At 65.1% G+C, this 20,623-nt stretch carries 14 protein-coding genes; 7 read left to right on the top strand and 7 right to left on the bottom strand.

What is annotated here, in order from left to right; genetic code table 11:
* Positions 1 to 142: 142 nt before the first annotated feature.
* Positions 143 to 4,720 carry a translocation/assembly module TamB domain-containing protein gene (locus NHH73_04695; protein USX27607.1) on the bottom strand — a complete coding sequence of 1,526 codons (4,578 nt, stop codon included), beginning with the start codon at positions 4,718 to 4,720 and terminating at the stop codon, positions 143 to 145.
* Positions 4,720 to 6,519, bottom strand: coding sequence for an autotransporter assembly complex protein TamA (locus NHH73_04700; protein ID USX29557.1), 1,800 nt, complete (start codon positions 6,517 to 6,519; stop codon positions 4,720 to 4,722). The genes NHH73_04695 and NHH73_04700 overlap by 1 nt, the downstream gene beginning before the upstream one ends.
* Before the next feature lie 361 nt (positions 6,520 to 6,880).
* On the opposite strand from NHH73_04700, the gene queC reads away from it, so the two are divergent.
* Together queC and NHH73_04710 are read left to right on the top strand one after the other, a co-directional pair.
* On the top strand, positions 6,881 to 7,588 hold the full coding sequence (queC, locus tag NHH73_04705; GenBank protein USX27608.1) for a 7-cyano-7-deazaguanine synthase QueC: 708 nt from the start codon (positions 6,881 to 6,883) through the stop codon (positions 7,586 to 7,588).
* A gap of 181 nt (positions 7,589 to 7,769) precedes the next feature.
* Positions 7,770 to 10,817, top strand: coding sequence for a CHASE domain-containing protein (locus tag NHH73_04710; protein USX27609.1), 3,048 nt, complete (start codon positions 7,770 to 7,772; stop codon positions 10,815 to 10,817).
* 148 nt (positions 10,818 to 10,965) lie between these two features.
* On the opposite strand, the gene NHH73_04715 is transcribed toward NHH73_04710, so the two are convergent.
* A complete protein-coding gene (locus NHH73_04715; GenBank protein ID USX27610.1) occupies positions 10,966 to 11,376 on the bottom strand; it encodes a hypothetical protein in 411 nt (136 codons plus the stop codon).
* Positions 11,377 to 12,016: 640 nt separating this feature from the next.
* Here NHH73_04715 and NHH73_04720 point away from each other — a divergent pair.
* From NHH73_04720 to NHH73_04730, 3 genes are all read left to right on the top strand, one after another.
* The gene (locus tag NHH73_04720; protein USX27611.1) at positions 12,017 to 12,520 is read left to right on the top strand and encodes a hypothetical protein; all 504 of its coding nucleotides are present in this window, start codon (positions 12,017 to 12,019) and stop codon (positions 12,518 to 12,520) included.
* 108 nt (positions 12,521 to 12,628) lie between these two features.
* Complete coding sequence (locus tag NHH73_04725; GenBank protein ID USX27612.1) at positions 12,629 to 14,572, top strand: GAF domain-containing sensor histidine kinase; 1,944 nt, start codon at positions 12,629 to 12,631, stop codon at positions 14,570 to 14,572.
* Between the two features lie 10 nt (positions 14,573 to 14,582).
* A complete protein-coding gene (locus tag NHH73_04730; protein ID USX27613.1) occupies positions 14,583 to 15,077 on the top strand; it encodes a nuclear transport factor 2 family protein in 495 nt (164 codons plus the stop codon).
* Positions 15,078 to 15,122: 45 nt separating this feature from the next.
* On the opposite strand, the gene NHH73_04735 is transcribed toward NHH73_04730, so the two are convergent.
* Together NHH73_04735 and NHH73_04740 are read right to left on the bottom strand one after the other, a co-directional pair.
* Positions 15,123 to 16,424 carry an amidohydrolase gene (locus tag NHH73_04735; protein ID USX27614.1) on the bottom strand — a complete coding sequence of 434 codons (1,302 nt, stop codon included), beginning with the start codon at positions 16,422 to 16,424 and terminating at the stop codon, positions 15,123 to 15,125.
* A 48-nt stretch (positions 16,425 to 16,472) separates the two neighbouring features.
* Positions 16,473 to 17,942, bottom strand: a complete 1,470-nt coding sequence (locus tag NHH73_04740; protein USX27615.1) for a S41 family peptidase — start codon at positions 17,940 to 17,942, stop codon at positions 16,473 to 16,475.
* Positions 17,943 to 18,114: 172 nt separating this feature from the next.
* Here NHH73_04740 and NHH73_04745 point away from each other — a divergent pair, with 172 nt between their 5' ends.
* Positions 18,115 to 18,525 carry a RusA family crossover junction endodeoxyribonuclease gene (locus NHH73_04745; GenBank protein ID USX27616.1) on the top strand — a complete coding sequence of 137 codons (411 nt, stop codon included), beginning with the start codon at positions 18,115 to 18,117 and terminating at the stop codon, positions 18,523 to 18,525.
* Entirely contained in the window at positions 18,522 to 19,211 is a 690-nt protein-coding gene (locus NHH73_04750; GenBank protein ID USX27617.1) for a hypothetical protein, read from the top strand. Before NHH73_04745 ends, NHH73_04750 begins: the two co-directional genes overlap by 4 nt.
* 20 nt (positions 19,212 to 19,231) lie before the next feature.
* Here the strand turns inward: NHH73_04750 and NHH73_04755 are convergent, their stop codons facing one another.
* Positions 19,232 to 19,687, bottom strand: a complete 456-nt coding sequence (locus NHH73_04755; GenBank protein USX27618.1) for a nuclear transport factor 2 family protein — start codon at positions 19,685 to 19,687, stop codon at positions 19,232 to 19,234.
* The gene (locus NHH73_04760) at positions 19,684 to 20,604 is read right to left on the bottom strand and encodes an S-adenosyl-l-methionine hydroxide adenosyltransferase family protein (GenBank protein ID USX27619.1); all 921 of its coding nucleotides are present in this window, start codon (positions 20,602 to 20,604) and stop codon (positions 19,684 to 19,686) included. The genes NHH73_04755 and NHH73_04760 overlap by 4 nt, the downstream gene beginning before the upstream one ends.
* Between the last annotated feature and the right edge of the window lie 19 nt (positions 20,605 to 20,623).

The following is a 20,623-nucleotide window of genomic DNA, read 5'->3' on the forward strand; positions in this document are numbered from 1 at the left end:
ATATGTCACCTCCCAGCGCGCGCCCGATCCCTTGCCGGACGATGATACGGCGCCGCCATCACCACCCCATGTGCCGCAACCGGTGCCGCAGGACGACCCGGTGCCGGACCACAATCCGAGTTGACGGTTTAAAGTTGATTCGTCAATCGAACGCCCAGGAATACAGCACGTCCAAAGCGTTGTTGGTCCCCGTCTGGAACTGCAAGGTAATGCGCGGATTGAGCTTGTAGCGCAGCTTGACCAGACTGGTGGCCGTTCCCGCGCCCTGCTCGAAACTGAGGTAGGCGCGCGACGAGATACGCTTGCCGACCGTGACCACGGTGTTCTGCAACCCGGTCGCCGCGCCGGCCGACGACGTGCCGGACGCCTGTCCCACACCCAGTTCGTCCAATCCCAGTTTGCCCGCCAGCTTGCCCGTGCCGCCACCGCCGCTGCCGCCGAACAGCGCGCCGGCGGCGGTGCTGAGCAGCGCCATGTCGTTGCCGGCCGTGTTCTCGATGCCGTGTCCCAGCACCAGCCATGACAGCTTGTCGCTGTCCGGCACCGTCGGCGTCGACACCAGCTTGGCCGCCGGCGCCAGCGCCGTGCCGCGCACTTCAACGCCCGCTTCCACATTGGTCTCGCTGAGCTGCTCGCCCTCCGGGCGGCGGCGCACCGCCAGGATGTTCAGGCCCGGGTTGTCGTAGGCGCCGGTGAAGTTGATCACGCCACGTTCGATCGCCAGTTTCTGGCCGTAGGCCGCATAGGTGCCGTCGACCACGCGGATGCTGCCGTTGACCCGTGGCGGTCGGCGGTCGGCGATGCGGATGCGCACCGCGCCCGCCAGCCGCGCGTCCAGCCCTTTGCCTTGCAGCTTGAACGAGTCGCCAAGGTCGGCTTCGACGTCGACGTTGAGCGGCATGCCTTGCGCCGGCTTGGCCGTTGCCGGCGCGCCCTTGCCGATGATGACCACGTCGTTGCTGATGGTCGGTCCGCCTTCGCCGGCCAGCTCGATGTTGGCGCGGTCGGCGCGGAATTTGCCGTCGAGCTGGAAGCGTTTGGCGTCGCGCGTCAGCGAGCTTTGGCCGCTGACGACCAGGATGCGGTCGGGCCGCGACAGGATTTCCAGCTTGTCGGCGGTGAGCTTGAGCGCCATCGTCGCCTCGTTGCCGGCGTAACGTATCCAGCCGTCGGCCAGCGCGCGGCCCTCGGCGCCGTCAAAACTGAGTTTTTGCAGTTGCAGCTGGTCGCCGGCCAGGCGCGCCTGCAGCACGCCGTTGCGCAGCTTGATGCCTTCGTCGGGTAGGTTGACCACCAGTTTGTCGCCGTTGATGTCGCCGTTCAGTTGCGGCGCGCCCAGGGTGCCGCTGCCGGAAATGGCCAGCTTCAGCGTGCCGTCGATCTCCAGTCCCGGTTGGCCGGCCAGCGGCGCGAGCCAGGCCAGCGAACCCATATTGGCGTTGCCTTCGAGGGTGAACGGGCTGTCGTCGGCCAGGCGGCCTTCGCGCAATTGCGCGCTGCCGTCGATGCGGGCCTGGCCCACGCGGGTGCCGTCCACGTCGAGCCGGGTGCGCAGGGTGCCGTTGTTGACGTCGACGCGCGCATCGAGCTTGGTCAGCCCGAGCGCCTGCGACAGATCGGCGCCGATGATGGTCAGGTCGCCCTGTTCGCGGAACACGTGGAACGAGCCGCCCAGCACCGGGGCGCTGGTCTTGGTGCCCGCTTGCAGGTTCAGGCCCCAATCGGCGCCGATGGTCAGGTTGCCGCGCACGTTCTCGCGCCAGGCGTCGGACAGTTGGCCCAGATAGTTGACCGGCACTGCGTTGGCTTGGCCCTTGCTGCGCCAGGCGCCGCCGTTTTTCTCGACGCTGTCGATGCGGATGGCGCCATCGCGGATCTTGATGGTGGCGTTGGTCAGGGCGATTTTATCGGGACGCGTCAAACCGGCGACGCCGCTGCCGTCCGGCGCCACCAGGCGCAGTTGCGCCGGCGCGACGAGGTTGAGCGCGAAGCGGCCCTTGTTTTGCAGCGAGTCGATGGTGCCGGTCCAGGCGTCGTCGGCCCAGGCGCCCTTGACGCGCAGCGAGGCGTCGAAGCGCGGATTGCTGGCGCTGACGTCGATCGTATGGCCGCTGCGGGTGCCGCTCGTTTGCAGGCGCGCCTTATCGATCTTGATCGATGGCGACTCGTAGAGCGTGATTTCGATGTCGCTCACCAGCGGCACGTCGGCCGTGGCGTCACGATTTGCGGCGCGGCGGGCGCTGGTGGAACCGGCGGCCGTCGCCGACGCGGCCATCGCCACCGTGTTGCCCAGCGTGGCGCTGCCACGGATGGCGGCGATCTGCTGCTGGCCCGGCAGGCGCAGGGCGCTGCCGTCGAGCGTGAGGGCGATCGCCGGCCGGGCGGTGGTGCCGGACAGCGTGCCGCTGGCGCGCAGCGCGCCGCCAAACGGCGGTCCGAGCGCGGCCAGTTGCGGCGCTTCCAGCTTCCACTCGAGTTTATCGAGCGCGCTGCCGAAGCTGCCCTTGGCGAGCAAGCGGTTGGTGGCCAGGCGCAGGTCGATGTCGGCGTCGCGGATCACGTCCTTGCCGGCCGTGAGTTTGGCGTAACCCGACAACGGCGCGCTGGCCAGGGTCGATGGCTGCAAGGTCAGGTTCAGGCCCGCGCGCCAGTCGGCGGACAGTTGGGCGTCGGCGGTGAAGGTGGCGTTGATGGCGCCACTCTGCGCCGCGCCGAAGGCGGCCGGGTTGAGGCGCTGCACGGTGCCGGTCATTTTCACTTCAGGGATTTTCCTGGCGCCGGCCAGCGCCAGGTTGCCGCTGGCGTGGATCAGGCTATCGGGCGCGGGGCGCTTGGCCGAGGCCAGTCCCAGGCCTTTGGCGTCGGCCTCGAAGCTGCTGCGCGGCGCTTCCATGGTCCCGGTGACGACGCCGCTGGCGTTAATGGCGCCCAGCAGATCGCTGCTGACGGCCGACAGCTGGCGCGCGTCGATCTTCCAGCGCAGTTGTTCGCCCGGCGCGCCGAAGCTGCCGGTGATCTCGGCGTTATTTTGCGCCATCGTCACCTTGGCGTTGATGCCGCTGATATGTTTGGCGTCGGCATTCAGTTTGCCGTTGCCGGTGAGCGGCTGGCCAAACAGTTTGCTCGGCTTGATCTGGAAGTCGGCGGCCACCTGCCATGCCGGCGCGATGGCGCCGCTGGCGTTGACGTCGGCGTTCAGATCGGCGACCGGGAAGCCGGTACCCAGCGCCGAAGGATCGAAATGATCGGCGCGCAGCTTGGCGCTGAAGGCCTGCTTGTCCTTCAGGCTCAGTTGGCCGGTGGCGCTGATCGTGCCTTTTTTCGCTTGCAGGCGCGCCTGCTGCAATTGCAGCAGCGCGTCGGCCAAGGTGGCCTGCACGTCTAGCTTCAGGCCGGCCTGCGCCAGATTGGCGTTCAGGGTTTGCTTGGTCGGCGTGCTGGAAAGCGCGATGTCGCCGGCCACCGTTGTTTTGTTGGCGCTGGTGTGCAGGTGGCTCAGGTCGAGGCGGTCGGTGTGCAGCTTGAAGTTGGCGGCGTCGATGCCAGCGTCCGGACCCTTGCGCTGGACGTCGCCGCCGCCGGTGAAGTGGCCGGCCGCGCCCAGGTCGAGCAGCACGTTTTCCAGCAGCGAGGCGGTCAGCGTGCCGCCCAGGCGGCCGCTGAAGATTTGCAGCGGCAGCGCCTCGCGGTCGATCGGGCCGGCCTTGTCCTGGTTCACCAGCGCGAACTGGCCGGACAGCTTCTGGTCCGCGGTGATGGCCGCCGTCACCTTGAGGTTGAACTTCGCCGGCGGCAGGCCGGCTTCGAAGCCGGCCGGGTTGACGTCGCGCGCGGTCAGGTCGATGGCGCGCAGGATGATCGGGTCGAACGGCGCAAGCGACAGGGTGGCGTCGCCGCTGGCCGGTCCGGCTTCGCCCTGCGCCTTGAGGTTCAGCAGCGCCAGGCTACCGCCTGCGGTCACGTTCAACTGGGCGGGAATGGCGGCGGTAGCGCTGTCCGCCGGAAGCGCAGGTTTGGCGCCGTTGGCGGACACCTGCGGCTTGGCGGCGGGGACGATGGACTGCGTCAGCGAGGCCTTGCCTTGCAGCGCGAACGGCTTGTTGGCGGCGATGGTCAGGTCGGCCTTGGCGTTGCCGAACGGCGTTTTGGCCGACGCTTCCTGGAGGTGCCAGCTGGTCTTGTCGCCATATAGCTCGAAGCGCACATTCTCGATCACGTTGGTGCCGGTTTCGCTGACCAGGGTCAGTTTGTCGAGGCGGGCGTCGGAAAGACTGAGGCGGAACGGCGCAGCCAGCGATTCAGGCATCTTGGCCGGCTCGGATGGCCCCAGGCTTTGCACCGTCAGCGCGGCGACATGCAGCTCGCTGATGGCCAGGCCCTCCGAAAAATACTGCAAAGGCGACCAGTTGATGTCGATGTTCTGCGCGGTGATGACGCTGTCCTTGCCGCGATAGACCAGCTTACCGATATGCATGCGGTGGTACAGCGACCCGCTGACGTCGGTGACGGCGATGCTGCCGCCGCTGGCCTTGGAGACGCGCGCGACCAGCTGCTGCAAGGTCGATTCGCGGCCCAGCAGCCAGAAGGCGCCGGCCAGCAGCGCGACCAGCACCACGAACGAAATGAGAACGCGGCGCGGCCAGCGGCGCGGGCGGGGACTGGCGGGAGCGACGGCGGAATCGGGACCGCCCGGCTGCTCGGTGTTGTTATTGTCGGCCATCAGAAGGTGAATCCCAGCGAGAAGTGCAAACGATATTTTTGAACCGCGTGTCCGTACGCGACATCGACGTTGATCGGACCCACAGGACTTTTCCAGCGCGCGCCGATGCCGTAGCCGGATTTCGGATGCAGGGCGCTGAAGCTGTCGCCGGCGTTACCGGCGTCGTAGAACACCGCCGCGCCGTACTGCGGCTTGAACCAGTACTGGTATTCGGCGCTGGCGGTGGCCAGGTAGCGGCCGCCCACGGTGGCTTCGCCCTGTTTGACGCCCAGCTCCTGGTAGGCGTAGCCGCGCACCGACTGGTCGCCGCCGGCGCGGAACAGGTACACGGCCGGCACGCCGACCTTGCTGCGCGAACCGAGCGCGCCGAGTTCCGCGCGCAGGATGATGTTGGAGGTGGTGTTCAACGGCAGATAGTAGATGCCGCGCGTGTAGGCGCGCACGAAGGCTTCGTCGGTCAGGATCGGCAGCAGCGCGCCGCCCACCTGGGCGTTGAGCGCGTAGCCCTTGGTCGGCATCAGCAGGTTGTCGACCTTGCGCCAGGTGGTGGCGTACGTCAGCGGCAAGCTTTTGCTGGTCACCGATTCCTGGCCCTGCACGGTCTTGGTCTCGGACAGCAGCTCAAGCGAGATGCTGCGTTCGAGCAGCGGCGTGCCCCAGGCGCGCTTGGCGGCGATGCTGGTGACGGCGGTGACTTCGCCCTCGATGTCGCTGCGCTCGTAGGAGGCGCCGATACTGTGGTTGTAGCCGTCGGACGTGACGGGGAAGTAGAAGTCGCCGCGCGCGGTCTGGCGCTTGGTTTCCAGGGTCAGCGCGCTTTTCAGGCGCAGGCCGAAGATGGCCAGGTCGTCATAGGTCAGCGACGCGCGGTTGCCGGTGTTGGTGCTGTAACCGACACCGGCGCTGACGTTCTTGCGCTTGTTCTCGGTCACGCGCACCAGCAGCGGCAGCGGCGCCATCGTCGCGGCGTTGTCCGAGCGCGGCATGGGCACGGCGGCGGCGGCGACGGTGGCGGGGTCGGCGCCCGGCGGCGGGGCGGTCGCGGCGGCCGCCTCCAGCTGCTCGTTGAGGATGGCGCTCATGTCGGCGCTTACTTCCACGCTGCTGAAATAACCGGTGTCCTGCAGGCGCGATTGATACGACTGCAGCGCCGCCTCGCTGTAGTAGTCGCCCGGATCGATCGGGTTCAGATTGCTGATCACCGATTCCGGGTAGCGCTTCAAGCCCTCGATGCGCAGTTCGCCGAAGCGCAGCTCGGGGCCGCTGTCGAGCACCACGCGCAGGTTGGCCTGGCGGCTCTCCGGATCGACGGTGGCCTGGCTTTCGAGCAGCTGGGCGCGCGGATAGCGGGTCTGCACCACCTGGCGCAGCAGCGCGCGCTTGGAGGCTTCCCAATCGTCCTGGCGGAAGATTTCGCCGCGTTTCAGCGGCCAGGTCCCCCTCAGGGCGTCGGGGTCGAACTGGTTGCTGGCGCGCTGGTCCGGGTTGGGCGGGAAACCTTGCAGCACGATCTCGACCTCGCCCACCCGTACCGGCTCGCCGGGGGCGACCGTGACCTGCACCGCCAGCGGCGCCGCATCACGGTCGAGCTTGACGCTGACCTCGGGCGCGTAATAGCCGGCGGTGGCGACCAGGGTACGGATCTGTTCCGGCGTCGTGCGTACCAGCCTGAACAGTTGCTCTCGGGTCATGCGGGCATTGCCGCGAAAACGCATCAGGTCGAGGTTTTTCTCGAGCAGCTCTTCCAGCTCGTCGGGCGCGTCGATATTGACCGTGTACTTGATGCCGGCCGACACCACCGGGGCGGGGGAGGCTGGTTTCGCTTCCGCTTGCGGGGCGGCCGGAACCGCCGCCGGAGCGGTGTCGGTCGCCGGCGTTTGGTCCTGTGTTTGGTCCGGGTTTTGGTCCGTGGTTTGGCCCAAAGCGGGCCCGGCAGTCATCACGGCGCCCGTCGCGAAGGCCAGTAACAGAGTGAATGCTGCGTGGCGGCAAGATACTTTTGGCGCGAGTTGTGCCAAAATTCGTGATCTTGCCGATTTTTTTGCTGGCGATGCCGGTAACATGAGACTCCATCAGGGTGTGCGCTAGGCGCCATGTTACCGGATTGCCCTTAGAGATGGCGTACATATAACATCGTGTCACCCCCTGAAAGAAAATGTCATGTTGCCTACCGATTCCGCGCTGGTCCTTTTTAGCGGTGGACAAGATTCCACCACCTGCCTGGCCTGGGCTTTGAGCCACTATGCGCGCGTCGAAACCATCGGTTTCGACTACGGCCAGCGGCACGCCGTGGAGCTCACCGTCCGTCCGGACGTCATCGCGCGCCTGCGCGCCCAGAACCCCGGGTGGGACGCCAAGCTGGGCGAGGACCACATGATCGACCTGTCGCTGATCTCCAAGATCTCGCAAACGGCGATGACCCACGATATCGCCATCGAAACCCAGGCCAACGGCCTGCCGAACACCTTCGTCCCGGGCCGCAACCTGCTGTTCATGACGGTGGCCGCCACCGTGGCCTACCGGCGCGGCCTGACGGTGCTGGTCGGCGGCATGTGCGAGACCGATTTCTCCGGCTATCCGGACTGCCGCGACGACACCATGAAGGCGCTGCAGGTGGCGCTCAACCTCGGCATGGACACGCGCATGAAGCTGGAGACGCCGCTGATGTGGCGCGACAAGCGCCAGACCTGGGAACTTGCGCAGGAGCTGGGCGGCCAGCCGCTGGTCGACCTGATCCGCGACGGCACCCACACCTGCTACCTGGGCGAGCGCGGCGCGCTGCACGACTGGGGCTACGGCTGCGGCACCTGCCCGGCGTGCGAGCTGCGCGCGCGCGGCTACCGGCAGTTCGTTGGCACCGGCGCCTAGGGAGCTTGTCACGCAACCATTATTGAGTGAAAACCATGTGCCGAATTGACACAGCGCTTTGTTGTCAATCTGGCCTGGACCCTGTTAGGATAAGGCGAAGTTCGTTAGCGAATGCAACTTAGCCGGGGATAAATCCTTGATGTCGCACTTATACCAGTCGCAGGTCACGGGTTAACCTGACATGGCCGATATCCAGGCACAGCTGCGCCGGATGGTGCAGGTCCTGCTGTCGCAACGCGTGCTGCCGGCCATGGTGCTGGCAGGCAGCCTCGGGGTCACCGCCGTGCTGTGGCAGGGCGCCAGCGCCGACGCCGAGCAGGAGGCCCAGGCCGACTTCGACGGCCGCGTGCGCGAACTGGTCAACCAGCTCGACCAGCGCATGCAAACCTATGTGCAGGTGCTGTACGGCGTGCAGGGACTGTTTTACAGCTCGTTCGAAGTCGACCGCGACGAATTCCGCAGCTATCTGGCCGGGCAGGAGCTGGGCCGCCACTTCCCAGGCGTGCAGGCGATCGGCTACATCCGCCTGATCGATGGCGCGCAGCGCGAGGCGCACGAAGCCCTGGTGCGGCGCACCGACTACCGGCACTACCACCTGGTGCCGCCGGGCGTGCGCCCGTGGTACGCGCCCACGGTGTACATGGAACCTTTCAATGAAAGCAACCGCAGCGCGATCGGCTTCGACTCCGCGTCCGATCCGGTGCGCCGCGCCGCGCTGGAGCAGGCGCGCGATTCCGGCCAGCCGGCGATGACCGGCCGCATCGGGCTGGTGCAGGACGAGGGCAAGCCGCCGCATGCCGGCTTCCTGATCATGCTGCCCTTGTACACCCCCGGCCAGCCGGTGAGTAGCTGGAGCGAGCGCCGTGCCGCCATCCGGGGCTGGGTGTTCGCGCCGTTCCGGGTCGGCGATTTGATGGCGGGGCTGGGCAACGCCCGCACCGCCGCGCTGGACGTGGAGATCTACGACGGCGACCGCGTGACGCCGGAGGCGCGCATGTACGACAGCGCGCCGGCCGCCAGCGCCACCTTGCGCGAGAGCGTGCAGCAGATCTCCATCGCCGGCCATCGCTGGACCTTGCGCATCGCGCCGCTGCCGGGGGCGCCGGCGCGCGCCGACCGCGCGCTGATGATCGCCGGCTTCGGCGTGCCGCTCAGCGCACTGGCCGCCTGGGTGGCATGGATGCTGACGCGGGCGCGGGTGCGCGCGCACCGGGCGCTGGCCCGCAGCCGCATCCTGGCAGGGGAGCTCAAGGACGGCCAGGCGGCGCTGATGGTGCTGGCCGACAGCGCCCAGAGCAGCCAGGCGATGTTGCGCAGCATTCTCGATTCGACCATCGACGGCATCCTGGTCGACAACCTGAAAGGCTCGGTGCTCAATTCCAACCGGCGCTTCCGCGAGCTGTGGAACGTGCCCGAGTGCCTCGACTGGCAAAGCGACGGCGCCGTGCTGATGCGCCACATGTGCGAGCAGCTGTACCATCCGGACAGCGGCCTGCGGCTCGACGACGCGCAGCAGATGCTGCTGCCCGGGGTACAGCGCGGCATGCCGGTCGAGGCCCAGCACGAGTTGCTGCGCCTGAAGGACGGCCGCGTGATCGAGCAGCACACGCGCGGCCTGCGGCTGGGCAGCGAGCCGGCGCGCATCTGGTCGTTCCGCGACATCACCGAGCGCACCCACACCGAGCGGCGCGAACAGACCCGGCGCCACGTGCTCGAACTGCTGGCCACCGGGGCGCCGCTGCACACCATCCTCGAGAGCGTGGTCCAGGGCGTCGAGACCGACAACGAGGACTTGATGTGCTGTGTGATGCTGCTCGACGAGCCGGGCGAGCACCTGCTGGTGACGGCCGCGCCCAGCCTGCCGGCCTTCTTCATCGCCGCCGTGCACGGCATGCCGGTGCACGCGCGCCACAGCGCCTGCGGCGAGGCGGTGCGCACGCGCGCGCGCGTGATCGTCGAGGATATCCGCAACGCGCCGGCGTGGATGGAGCACCGCGACCTGGCGGTGCAGGCGAGGTTGGGGTCCTGCTGGTCCGATCCGATCTTCGGCGCCGGCGGCAACGTGCTGGGCACTTTCGCCGTGTTCCATGCGGAGGCGCGCCTGCCCAGCATCGCCAACATCGCGCTGATCGAGCAGGCCGCGCGGCTGGCCGGCATCGCCGTCGAGCAGGCGCAGGCGGCCGAGGCGGTGCGCGCCGGCGAGGCGCGCTTTCGCAGCCTGTACGACCACGCGCCGGTGGCGTTGTGGGAGCAGGACTGGTCGGCCGTGCGCGCCGCGCTGTCCGAGCTGGCGCAGTCCGGCGTCGACGACATGGAGCGCTACCTGGGCGCCAATCCGAGCCAGGTGCGGCGCCTGGCGTCGCTGGTGCGCATCCTCGACGTCAACGCCTCGGCGCTGCGGCAGATCGGCGTCGAACCGCGCCACAAGGACATGTCGGCGATCACCCTGGCGCAGAACTTCGACGCCGACGCCATGCCCGGCTTCGCGCGCGCGGTGACGGCGCTGGTGCGCGGCGAGCGCTTCTTCTCGTGCGAGGGCAGCTTCGAACGGCTCGACGGCGTCACCCGGCTCAACGAGCTGACCTTGCTGGTGATGCCGGGCCACACGGACACGCTGGACTTCGTCATCGTTTCGACCCTGGACACCACCGAGAAGCGCCGCATGCACGACGAGTTGCGGGTGCTGGCGACCACCGATTTCCTCACCGGACTGCCGAACCGGCGCGAGTTCATGAACCGGCTGGCCGAGGAGCAGGAGCGGCTGCAGCGCGACATCGGCGCCTGCACGGCGGTGCTGCTGCTCGATCTGGACCACTTCAAGCGCATCAACGATGAATACGGCCACGCGGCCGGCGACGCGGTGCTGCGCCAGCTGAGCGAGTTGATGCGGCAGGATCAGCGCAAGATCGACATGCGCGGGCGCATCGGCGGCGAGGAGTTCGCGATCTTGCTGCCGGGGGCCACCTTGGGCAAGGCGGCGGTGTTCGCGGATCGCCTGCGCCAGCGCATCGCCGATACGCCGATGGTGTTGGACGATGGTTCGCGGTTGACGGTGACGGTCAGCATCGGGATCGCGGTCATGGGCGGCAAGCAGCCGGGCGGCGACGCGGCGCTGGTGCGGGCCGACCAGGCGTTGTACACGGCCAAGCGCGGCGGGCGCAACCGGGTGGTGCTGATCGATGTCGAGGCGGATCGGCCGGGAGTTCAGGTCCCGGCCGCTTCCGGTTGAAAGGGGGTAAAACGGAGCTGCGAAGTCGCTTGACAGCGGTGATACGTAGGGCGGATTAGCGCAGCGTAATCCGCCATATATGAGCCGCCGACGGAGCCTGGCGGATTACGGCGTGCCGCCTAATCCGCCCTACGTGTCTCCGAGTGACTCAGACCGCGTGTTCCATCGTGGCGCGCAGGCGCTCCTTGCGCGAGCGGCGGCTGAAGTACCAGTACAGGCCGATCGGGATCAGCAGCGGCAGCAACAGGGGCGAGATCGCCGCCGCCAGCAGCACGCCGGCCAGCACCAGCGCGCTGACCAGGACGATGCCGACACCGGCGAACACCAGGCCGACGAACACCGCCGCGCAGGTCATCGCCAGCGCCGCGATCAGCAGGCCGCCGGCGCCCAGCACGATGCCGAGCAAGGCGCCGAACGGACCGCCCATTTCGTCGCCGTCGAGGTTGACGGTCATGCCGTCGCCGAACACCGCCTGGCACACCGACACCGCCAGCAGGAGGACGAAGAGGCCGAGTACGACTTTTTTGGTGTTGCTGGTTTTGCTCAGTTTGCTGTCCATGATCGATCCCTTGGTGGTTGGTTGTTCGTTTGCCGTTTTGCTTTGGCATGGTTGAACTGTAGCGGCGCGCATCGCCGCCGGCCATCGGATTGCGACAGACCGGCGGATTTGCGGGATGGAATGACGCCGGGCGGCGACGAGCGGGGTGTGCGGGGGAGGTGAAAACCGCTGATCGATCCGGAAACAAAAGGCCGATTGTTCCTTGATTTAAAGATATCCCTGCCTATACTGATAACCTGACTTGCGCAGGGAGGGCTTTACCATGGCATGGCTAGCATTAAGCGAGGGTCAATCGCTACCCTCGGTACTCAATCGGACCACGCGCCAACGCAGCGCACGGCAACGCTCCGGCGGAGGCCCGAAGGGTCCGCCATCGGCGCCGCCGACCATACCGCCCATCATCATCACACCGTTCAGCTACAAGACGCCGCAACCGGCCATCGATCCGCGCGTAACGCCGCCGCGCCCGCCGATCGCGCCGCCACCCCGGCCGTGCATGTCGTGCATGACCGTGTGCTGAACCGTTTCTGACGTTAATCCGGCGCGGGAGATTGCTCATCCATATCGAGTTGCTATTGTTGTTCGGGTGCTGGCCGCTTATGATTCCACCCCCGACCCCAATTCAACACGAGCCCCAAGCATGAGCAACGACTACCCAGACGATTTCGACGAACAGCCCGGCGACGACGCCCCGATCCAGGAGGCGCGCGTGTGGCAAGGCAATGGCTGGACCGCGCGCGTGATCAAGAACGACGACGATGAAGGCTGGGCCGTGGCGATGATCAAGGACGGCGAGCCGGAGCCGGCGCTGGTCGGCCCCTGGACCATGGGCCGCGACAAGAAAAATCCCAAGCCGCTCGATGTCAACGCCTTCAACACCCTGGTCAAGACCGCCAACGAGGTGATCCGCCGCCACGAGCAGCAATTGCACGCCCAGCTGCACAAGAACGTGTTCGTCAGCACCGACGACGGCCAGGTCAAGGTCGCGCTCGACATCGTGCCCGACGAGGACGACGCCTACGCCACCCTGACCGCGTTCGATCCCTACGGCGAGCAGATCGCCCAGGTGCGCGTGCCGCCGACTTTCAAGCTGAGCGTGACAAGCGCCGAGGCGTGGATCGAAAAAGGCTACAAAAAGCCCTGAACGGACCGAAACGACGGCCTAAACGTTGCTTTCTGCGACAAGCGCTGGCCGCGGGCCGCATTGACCTGATAGTATTTCCTATGTGCATCAACCCCACTTAGGAACACGATGGAAAGTCGTCTCACCCGCCTTGAAGCCGTTCAGGCAATATTGCTCGAAATCGGACAGAAATCGAGCACCTGCACCGATATCAGCGAGTTTTTGCAGTCCGTGCATGCGGCGCTGGGCCGCATCATGTACGCGGCCAACTTCTTCGTCGCGCTGAGCGACCACGAGGGCCCGGCCAACCAGGTGCGCTTCGTCTATTTCGTCGACGAGGTCGACGAGCCGCCCGATCCGGGCGAATTGTGCGAGCTGGTGGCCGGCGAGTCGCCTACTGCGGCGGTGATCACCAGCGGCAAGCCGATGGTCATGACGGCGGCCGAACACGTCTCCAAACGCGAGGATAACGCCGGCTTCGGCATCGGCACCATCGCCGAACACTGGATGGGCTGCCCGCTGCTGGACCAGAACAACCAGGTGCTGGGCGCGATCGTCATCCAAAGCTACGACAAGCAGCACACCTTCAGCCAGGAGGACCAAGCCCTGTTCGCGCTGATCGCCAACCACGTCTCGAGCGCGCTGCGCGGGCTGCAAAGCATGGACCGACTCGAACGCGCGGTGCAGGAGCGCACCGCGCTGCTGGCGCACGAGGTGGCCGAGCGGCGCCGAGCCGAGACCATCCAGCGCGCGCTGTACGAACTGGCCAACCTGTCGGCGACGACCACCGGCGGCAATGTGCTCAATACGCGGCTGCACGAAATCATCAGCGAGCTGGTGCCGGCGCAGAACTTCCTGATCGCGATCTACCATCCGGACACCGAGGAAATCAGCATCCCGTATTTCGTCGATGAAAAGGACGACCAGGCGCCGGTCAAGCGCTTCGATTTCGGTATCGGCATGTCGTCGTATATTTTGCGGCGCAAGCAGGCGGCCATGCTCGACAAGGCGGGCTTGAACGCGCTGGTGGCCGCCGGCGAGATCGCCCAGCCGCTGGGCAATGTCGAGATCGCCAGCTGGATGGGCGCGCCGATGCTGCTGGGCGACCAGGCCTATGGCGTGATCATCGTGCAAAGCTACGACCCGGCCGTCATCTACGGCCAGGGCGATCTGGACATCCTGGCCTTCATGGCCAGCCACGTCGCGGTGGCGATCGCGCGCATGCAGGCCGAGCGCGAGATCCGCCGCGCCAAGGATGCGCTGGAAGAGCAGAACGCGGCGCTGGAAGGGGCGCTGACGTCGCTCAAGGACGCGCAGGGCGAGCTGGTACGGCAGGAGAAGCTGGCCTCGCTGGGCCGCCTGGTGGCCGGCGTGGCGCACGAGATCAACACGCCGCTGGGCATTTGCGTGACGGCCACCAGCCATCTGGTGGAGGAACTCAAGCTCACGCGCGAGGACATGGCGGCGGGCGTGCTCGACGAGGACGGCCTGAACCAGTTCTTCGACATCATCGACCAGTCGCTGCGCATCATGACCACCAACACGCAGCGGGCGGCGGCGCTGGTGCGCAGCTTCAAGCAGGTGGCGGTGGACCAGTCGTCCGACGATATCCGCAGCTTCAACCTGCGCAAGTATCTCGACGAGGTGCTGCTGTCGCTGCAGCCCAAGCTCAAGGGCAAGCCGATCGTCATCGAGATCGACTGCGAGGAGCGCATCGAAATGGCCAGCTTCCCCGGCGCGGTGTCGCAGATCGTCACCAACATGGTGATGAACTCGCTGGTGCACGGCTACGAGGAAGGGCAGTCGGGCAAGATCAAGATCACCGGCAAGCTCGATGGCGATTTCGTCGTCTTCGAGTACAGCGACGACGGCGTCGGCATGGACACGGGCACCCTGGCGCAATTGTTCGATCCGTTCTTCACCACCAAGCGCGGCTCGGGCGGCAGCGGCCTGGGCGCGCACATCCTGTTCAACCTCGTGACGGGCGCGCTGGGCGGCACCGTCAAGGTGGCCAGCGCGCCGGGCATGGGATTGCACTACAAGCTGCGCTTCCCCAAGATCAAACGCAAATAAGGAGCAGGGAATGATGGGCTTACGTCTGATTCTACTGGCAGTGATGTTTTTTGTGGTGCAGGGCCAGGTGGTGGCGGCCGAGCCGAAACCGGCCGACCTGGAGGCTGCCGTCCGCCAAGCCGACAATGCTTACTGGGCCGCCTACAATCGTGCCGACCCGGTTGCCATGAACGCGTTCCTGGCCGACGATGTCGAGTTCTACCATGATCGTGGCGGTACGCTGATCGGCAAGAAGGCGCTGGCCGCCGTCAACAGCGAGATGGGCACGGGCGACCATACGCTGCGCCGCGACGCCATCCCTGGCACGGTGAAGTTTTTCCCGATGCGCAAGGACGATGTTATCTACGGCTATCTGTCGACCGGCGAACACCAGTTTACCGTCCTGCCGAAGGACAAACCGGAGTTCCTGGCCGGGCGCGCGCTGTTCACGCAGTTGTGGGTCTTGCAGGGCAAGGAGTGGAAAGTGTCGCGCATCTTCAGCTACGAGCACGCGGACGCGAAATAACGTAGCATCAGAAAACGCCCATGCATCTGCGAACGCCGTTGCCCGCTAGTCTCGCTCAGCCTGGTCAGGCGTTTCCAGCCGCGCGATAATCAAGGACGAGAAGCTGCTGACGCCGACTCGGATGCTTTCTTCATCTACTTGAAAATCCGGCGCATGGTTCATTGCAATGAGACCTTTCCCGGCATTTGAACCGCCGAGGAAAAAGTACACACCCGGAATTTTCTGTTGAAAGTAGGCGAAGTCATCATTGAAGAACGGTACCTGTCCAAAAAATGGCTGGACCGCGTCCACTCCGCGGCTACCCTGCAGTGTTCGGATGGCAAAGCGAGTCAGTGAGGCGTTGTTGAGCACGGTCGGATTCTCTTGTACGTACGACACGGAGACCAATTGGCTCTTGTGGCCGCTGGCCTCAACCACGCGCTCGACGCGAGAAATGATGCCCCCCAGCTTAGATGCAGTTGTTTCATATAGATAGAACTCAAGAACAAGCGCTTCCTTTTCTGTGCGGGTATCAAAGGTTGCATCCATGATCAGGTAGTCCTGGAACCACGTACCCGGGGACGTCAATCCGATGACAGGATCGTCAATATTCTGGATTTCCCAAGGCTTTGCGCCAGTCCGGCTCCGAGACAGCTCACGGTTCACATTCCTCGTCAACTGCATTATCTCTGCCTTCGACAATTCGTTTTTTAGCCGGATGCGGACACGCCGTTGATATGCGAACATCTCATTCGCCCGGACTAAAATCTGCCCAACGGGCAATGCCGTCACGTGCACGCCATAGATCTCATCCGGAGCGATGGACGAGAAAGCGCCCCGGTCAATGAGGGCCTTTGCTCCCTTGAAGGTCTCCTCTTCCGGCTGAAACACGAAGACGACCGTTCCGTGCAAGAACTCCCGCTGCCTGGCAAGGATCTCGGCGATTCCCAATGCGATGGCGATGTGGATATCGTGTCCACAGGCATGGTGAACACCGGGATTCTGCGACCTGAAGGGCGCGGGATCCCTGAACTCGCCCGGAAGCGCATCAAGGTCGGCTCGCCATGCAACCGTCTTCCCCGGGTGCCCGCCCCGCAGTATTCCGATAACACTGTGGCCGTACTGGCCAGTCTGAACTTCCAGCCCCATTTCACGCAAGTGCGCGGCTATAGTCGCTGCAGTTCGAGATTCGTTGCCCGCCACTTCAGGGTGCTGGTGGATATCTCGCCTGACCGCGACAAGTTTCTCGAAAAGGCCATCAGTCTGCAGACGAATCGCATCCGGCGCAGTGCGCTGGCCTGGGTTAGCTTGGCATCCGCCGAGTAGCAGTCCGAAGACAATTGGGACAAGTATTAAAAATTGCTTCATGATTCTGGGCTTCATGGTGGTGGGGTGAAATTCAATGGAATGCGCCGGTCAGTTCGTTTTGCTCGACTTCATGCGTGTCAGCGTGGCGTCCACCCATTTCATCAGCTTGTCGTCGTCGGCCATGTTGCCGTCGTAGCGTACCGCCGGCACGAACGGTTCGCGCGTGGCCTGGAAGGCGGTGTAGATCGCCGACGGCACGAAGAGCGCGCCTTGGCCGCTGGGGAGCTCGTATCGGCCGATTTCGCCGTACGGCGAGTAGCCGATCGTCGGTTCGCCCAGCAGCACCGTGTCGGACATGGACGAGATCTGCTGCACGAAGTTCATGCACGAGCTGAAGCAGCCGCGATCGATGATGGCGGCCACGCGCGGGCCGCCCGGCCGCCGGCGCACCTTGGCGGCGAGGGCTGTGGCGTCGTCCTTGCTGGTGTCGTCGACCCGCGCCAGCGGTTCGCCTCTGGCCAGCGACGCCTCCAGTTTCACGATAGCCTCGTCAAAGGCCGCTTTCGATGCGGCGAATTCCTTCTTGCTGGCAAATTGCCGATATTGGTCGATCGTGGCCTGGTCGGCGATCAGTGATTTGACATAGGAGGCGGTGTTGCCCAGTTGCTCGCCATAGGCCTCGCCGTACAGCGCCTGCAAGGCGCGGTTGCCCCAGCTGGAGTCGCCGCCGCCGTTGCCGCGCAGGTCGAAGATGATCCAGCCGGTGTGCTTGAGCGCGGCCAGTTGTGGATACAGCGCCGTGTAGGCTTCACCCGCAACGGCGCCGTTGAAGGTCGGCATGCCGACCCATTGCTTGTCGGCCGCCAGCCGGTACAGGCCGACGGGCCGCGCCTTGGCCTTGTAGTGCTTGCGCACCGCGTCGATGCGGGCGTCGCCGATGCCGTCGGCCAGCGCGCGCAGCGGCAACGCGTACTGGCGGGTGGAGCCGTCGGCTTGTTCGACCGCGCATTGCTTCGGCGTCCAGCCGAGGCCGGTGTCGAACATGGCGACGCGCGCCAGTTCGCTGAGCGTGGTCGGATATTCCAGGCTGTGGTTGCTGAACGGGGCGACATTGCTTTTGAGGTAGGTGCCGATCCAGACGTTGTCGCAGCTCTGCACCACGGCGCCGCGCGGCGGCAGCGGTTGCGGCCAGTCCGGTTCCGACCAGACGACGCGGAATTTGCCGTCGACGTGATCGAGCACGACGCCAGTCCAGGCCTTGGTCGTCAGATCGAGCCGGATGCCGGTGTGCGGATCGCCGAAGCCGGCGATGAAGCGCACCAGCGCGCGCTTGTAGTCCTGCTCGGTTTTGGCGTCGGCCGCTTCCAGCATGCCGGTGCGCGCGCCGGCCTCGAGCGGCGCGGCGACATCGATCTGGCCGCTGACGCTGCCCGCATGGCTGCTGCGTACCTTGTCGATGGCGAATTTCATGTCGGCGCGGGCGATGGCATTCCAGTCGGTGGCGCCGAAGCACGGCGCCGCGAACGCGGCGAACGCCAGGGGGAGGAGGCTGAGCTGGTGCTTCTTATGGACGGTCATGAATAGGTGCATCGAAAAGTTGAGTTGACAAGATAGTAACCGATGTCCAGCCGGTCGACGCCAAGCAGCCTGGTCTGCATAGGTGTGATGCGCTTTGATGTACGTCAGCCGCGCTGTGTGTGGCGATGACAGACTATCAGTCTTATTCAAGCGATCAAACGAGGAAAGTAGCATGCCGCTCATCGTAGACTTCGTGCTGCCGTGCCGCGCGTATTCTTATCAGACAAAGGATGCGTCGCATAGAAGGGCATGGACCGATTACGTTTATGGTCGTGCAAGGCTTGCATGGCCGGCGCGCCCCTTGGTGAACTATCCGCTAAAATTCACCATGGTTTACCTGTCCCATAGTCCACGGCCTGGCGACATTAATAATTTCGTAAAACCCGTGCAAGATGCGTTGTGTGCGTTAATTTATGCCGATGATTCCATGATTCGGGACGTGTCTGCGCATGTGCGCGGCGTGGATGTGAATCACAACAAGGATGGCTTGCCAGCCAAGCTGGCCCAAGCTATTGCAACAGGCGATACGTGCGTCTATGTGGCGATTTCGGATTCGTGCGAACTGGCCGAGGAGATGAGATGAAAACCGTTCAGGAACTTCGCGCTTTGCGGCGAATTGCCGAAGCTTACCAGCGTCGCGGCTACACTGTCGTATTCGAACCGCCTGCCGAGTCCCTTCCCTCTTTCTTAGGGAACTATCAACCGGAGATTTTGGCCACCAAGGGTAGCGAAAACATGCTCATCGACGTTAAAACGGAGGGTGTCAGGGACGTTGCCGCCTTCATGCGGCTGTGGGAGGAGGTTGAACGGCATCCCGGTTGGCAGATGTCCTGTGCCACGGTTCCGAATGTAGACCCCGAAGTGAACACTTCGGGTGAGTTCGGTGATCTTGACGTTGACGGATTGCTGCAGCATTTACGCGAGATCGATCTGTTAGCTCGCGAGTCTCAAGCCACGCCGGGTATGCTGACCAGATTGTGGATCGTCTACATCGCGGCGTTGAGGCTGTTCGCCATTCAGGAAGGCTTTGACAGGGATGGCGATACGGATCTTTACCGCCTCGACCGTGCGGCCTCAAACGGGTTGATATCCAATGCGGAATTTGAAGAGGCGCGGGCTTTGTTGGCGCTTCGCAATAGGATTGTTGACGGCAGCGACGCCGCAGTGGCGCCCGAAGATTATTCGCAGTTACGTCGAATGATTCAGCGGGCGATCGATCAGATCGCGCCGGTCGGGGCGTCAGAGGCCGTGCAACACGCCGAGGCTTGACTCCGCACGTTACCCGGCGATCAGCCGCCAGCCGGGCTCGACCACACCTTCATCGTTTGCACCGACAGCAGCCTGCACTGGCCGCCGACGTTGACGTAGGTGCGCATGAACTGATAGCGGTTGCTGCGCCAGGTCTTGCCGCCGGCATTCCATTGCTCGACCGTGCTCAGACCGCGCAGCACCACCGTGTCGCCGCCGACATGGGCGTGGACGTCGCTGGTCGTGCGCGATTTGTGGACGACGGCGGGCTTCTTCGAACGCTCCAGCACCGCCGCCTTGCCTTCCGTCTGCGACGCCAGGTTGTGCACCCAGACGTAGTCGTCCGCCAGCCAGCGGTCGAGGAAGGCGACGTCGCCGACGCGCAACGCTTCTTCGTACTGCCGGTCGCGCTCGATCAGCTCGGCCGTCGGCAGGCAGGGCGCCGCCGCCGCGCTCAGCGACAACGCCCAAGCCAGTGCCAGCAGGCCGCTCTTCATTTCGACGGCACTTTGGTGATTTCCACTTCCCAGTCCACGCCCGATTCGATCTTGTGCCTGGCGGCGTAGTTGCCCTGGCTGATGGCGACGGCCACGTCCAGCAGGCTGTTGAGGTAGACCAGCGGCTTGCCCTTGGCCACGCCGCCGAAGGTGTGTTCGAACGGCGCGATCAGCTTGTCGATCTGTTTGCCGTTGTGCAGGATGCGCACCTGCACCTGTTCATGCACGCCGACCTTCAGCTCGTCGAACAGCGATTTCGGGATGTTGGTCCAGACGTTGCCGTATTTGACGTCGAGCACCGGGATGATGCCGCGAATGGTATTGCCGTTGCGGACCGCCTTTTGGTACGCGATCTTGACCACCGATTCGCTCGGCAGCACCGGGCCGACCTGCTCGTAGGTGATGGCGCCCGAGGCCAGGCGCGCGCCGACGAAGGCGTAGACGTCGCGGCCGTGGAAGGTGTACGACTCGGCCGAGCCGGCCAGGCGGTTGACCTTTTCGTCGATCTCGCGCAGTTCGGCCACGCCGTCGCGCTCGGCGATCAGCGTGAACAGGCCGTTGTCGGGGCCGACGAAGTAGCGGCCTTCCTTGGTTTTCAATACCACCGACTTGCGGGCCGTGCCGACGCCGGGGTCGATCACCGAGACGAACACGCTGCCCTTGGGCCAGTAATTGGCGGTCTGGTACAGGCGGTAGGCGCCGAGCCAGATGTCGTAGTCGGGAATGTTGTGGGTCAGGTCGGAGACCTGCAGCGTTGGGTCGACGCCGTAGGCGACGCCGTGCATCGCCGAGACGGCGCCGTCGGAGGTGCCGAAGTCGGTCATCAGGACCAGGGCGTTCTTGGCATCCGCCGCATAAACTTGCGCAGTTATCAAAGCGCCGAGGCAGGCGGTGGCGAGCAGTTTGGAGAGCTTCATGTTTTTCCCGATTAAATTT

This window comes from Oxalobacteraceae bacterium OTU3CINTB1 (assembly GCA_024123955.1).
GTDB lineage: Bacteria > Pseudomonadota > Gammaproteobacteria > Burkholderiales > Burkholderiaceae_D > Rugamonas.

What these genes read in the sequence shown, in the direction of transcription:
- NHH73_04725 (USX27612.1), top strand. Translation starts at nt 12,629, where the DNA reads ATGGAAAGTCGTCTCACCCGCCTTGAAGCCGTTCAGGCAATATTGCTC.
- NHH73_04740 (USX27615.1), bottom strand. Translation starts at nt 17,942, where the DNA reads ATGACCGTCCATAAGAAGCACCAGCTCAGCCTCCTCCCCCTGGCGTTC.
- NHH73_04715 (USX27610.1), bottom strand. Translation starts at nt 11,376, where the DNA reads ATGGACAGCAAACTGAGCAAAACCAGCAACACCAAAAAAGTCGTACTC.
- NHH73_04695 (USX27607.1), bottom strand. Translation starts at nt 4,720, where the DNA reads ATGGCCGACAATAACAACACCGAGCAGCCGGGCGGTCCCGATTCCGCC.
- NHH73_04760 (USX27619.1), bottom strand. Translation starts at nt 20,604, where the DNA reads ATGAAGCTCTCCAAACTGCTCGCCACCGCCTGCCTCGGCGCTTTGATA.
- queC (USX27608.1), top strand. Translation starts at nt 6,881, where the DNA reads ATGTTGCCTACCGATTCCGCGCTGGTCCTTTTTAGCGGTGGACAAGAT.
- NHH73_04745 (USX27616.1), top strand. Translation starts at nt 18,115, where the DNA reads ATGCCGCTCATCGTAGACTTCGTGCTGCCGTGCCGCGCGTATTCTTAT.
- NHH73_04755 (USX27618.1), bottom strand. Translation starts at nt 19,687, where the DNA reads ATGAAGAGCGGCCTGCTGGCACTGGCTTGGGCGTTGTCGCTGAGCGCG.
- NHH73_04720 (USX27611.1), top strand. Translation starts at nt 12,017, where the DNA reads ATGAGCAACGACTACCCAGACGATTTCGACGAACAGCCCGGCGACGAC.
- NHH73_04750 (USX27617.1), top strand. Translation starts at nt 18,522, where the DNA reads ATGAAAACCGTTCAGGAACTTCGCGCTTTGCGGCGAATTGCCGAAGCT.
- NHH73_04735 (USX27614.1), bottom strand. Translation starts at nt 16,424, where the DNA reads ATGAAGCAATTTTTAATACTTGTCCCAATTGTCTTCGGACTGCTACTC.
- NHH73_04730 (USX27613.1), top strand. Translation starts at nt 14,583, where the DNA reads ATGATGGGCTTACGTCTGATTCTACTGGCAGTGATGTTTTTTGTGGTG.
- NHH73_04710 (USX27609.1), top strand. Translation starts at nt 7,770, where the DNA reads ATGGCCGATATCCAGGCACAGCTGCGCCGGATGGTGCAGGTCCTGCTG.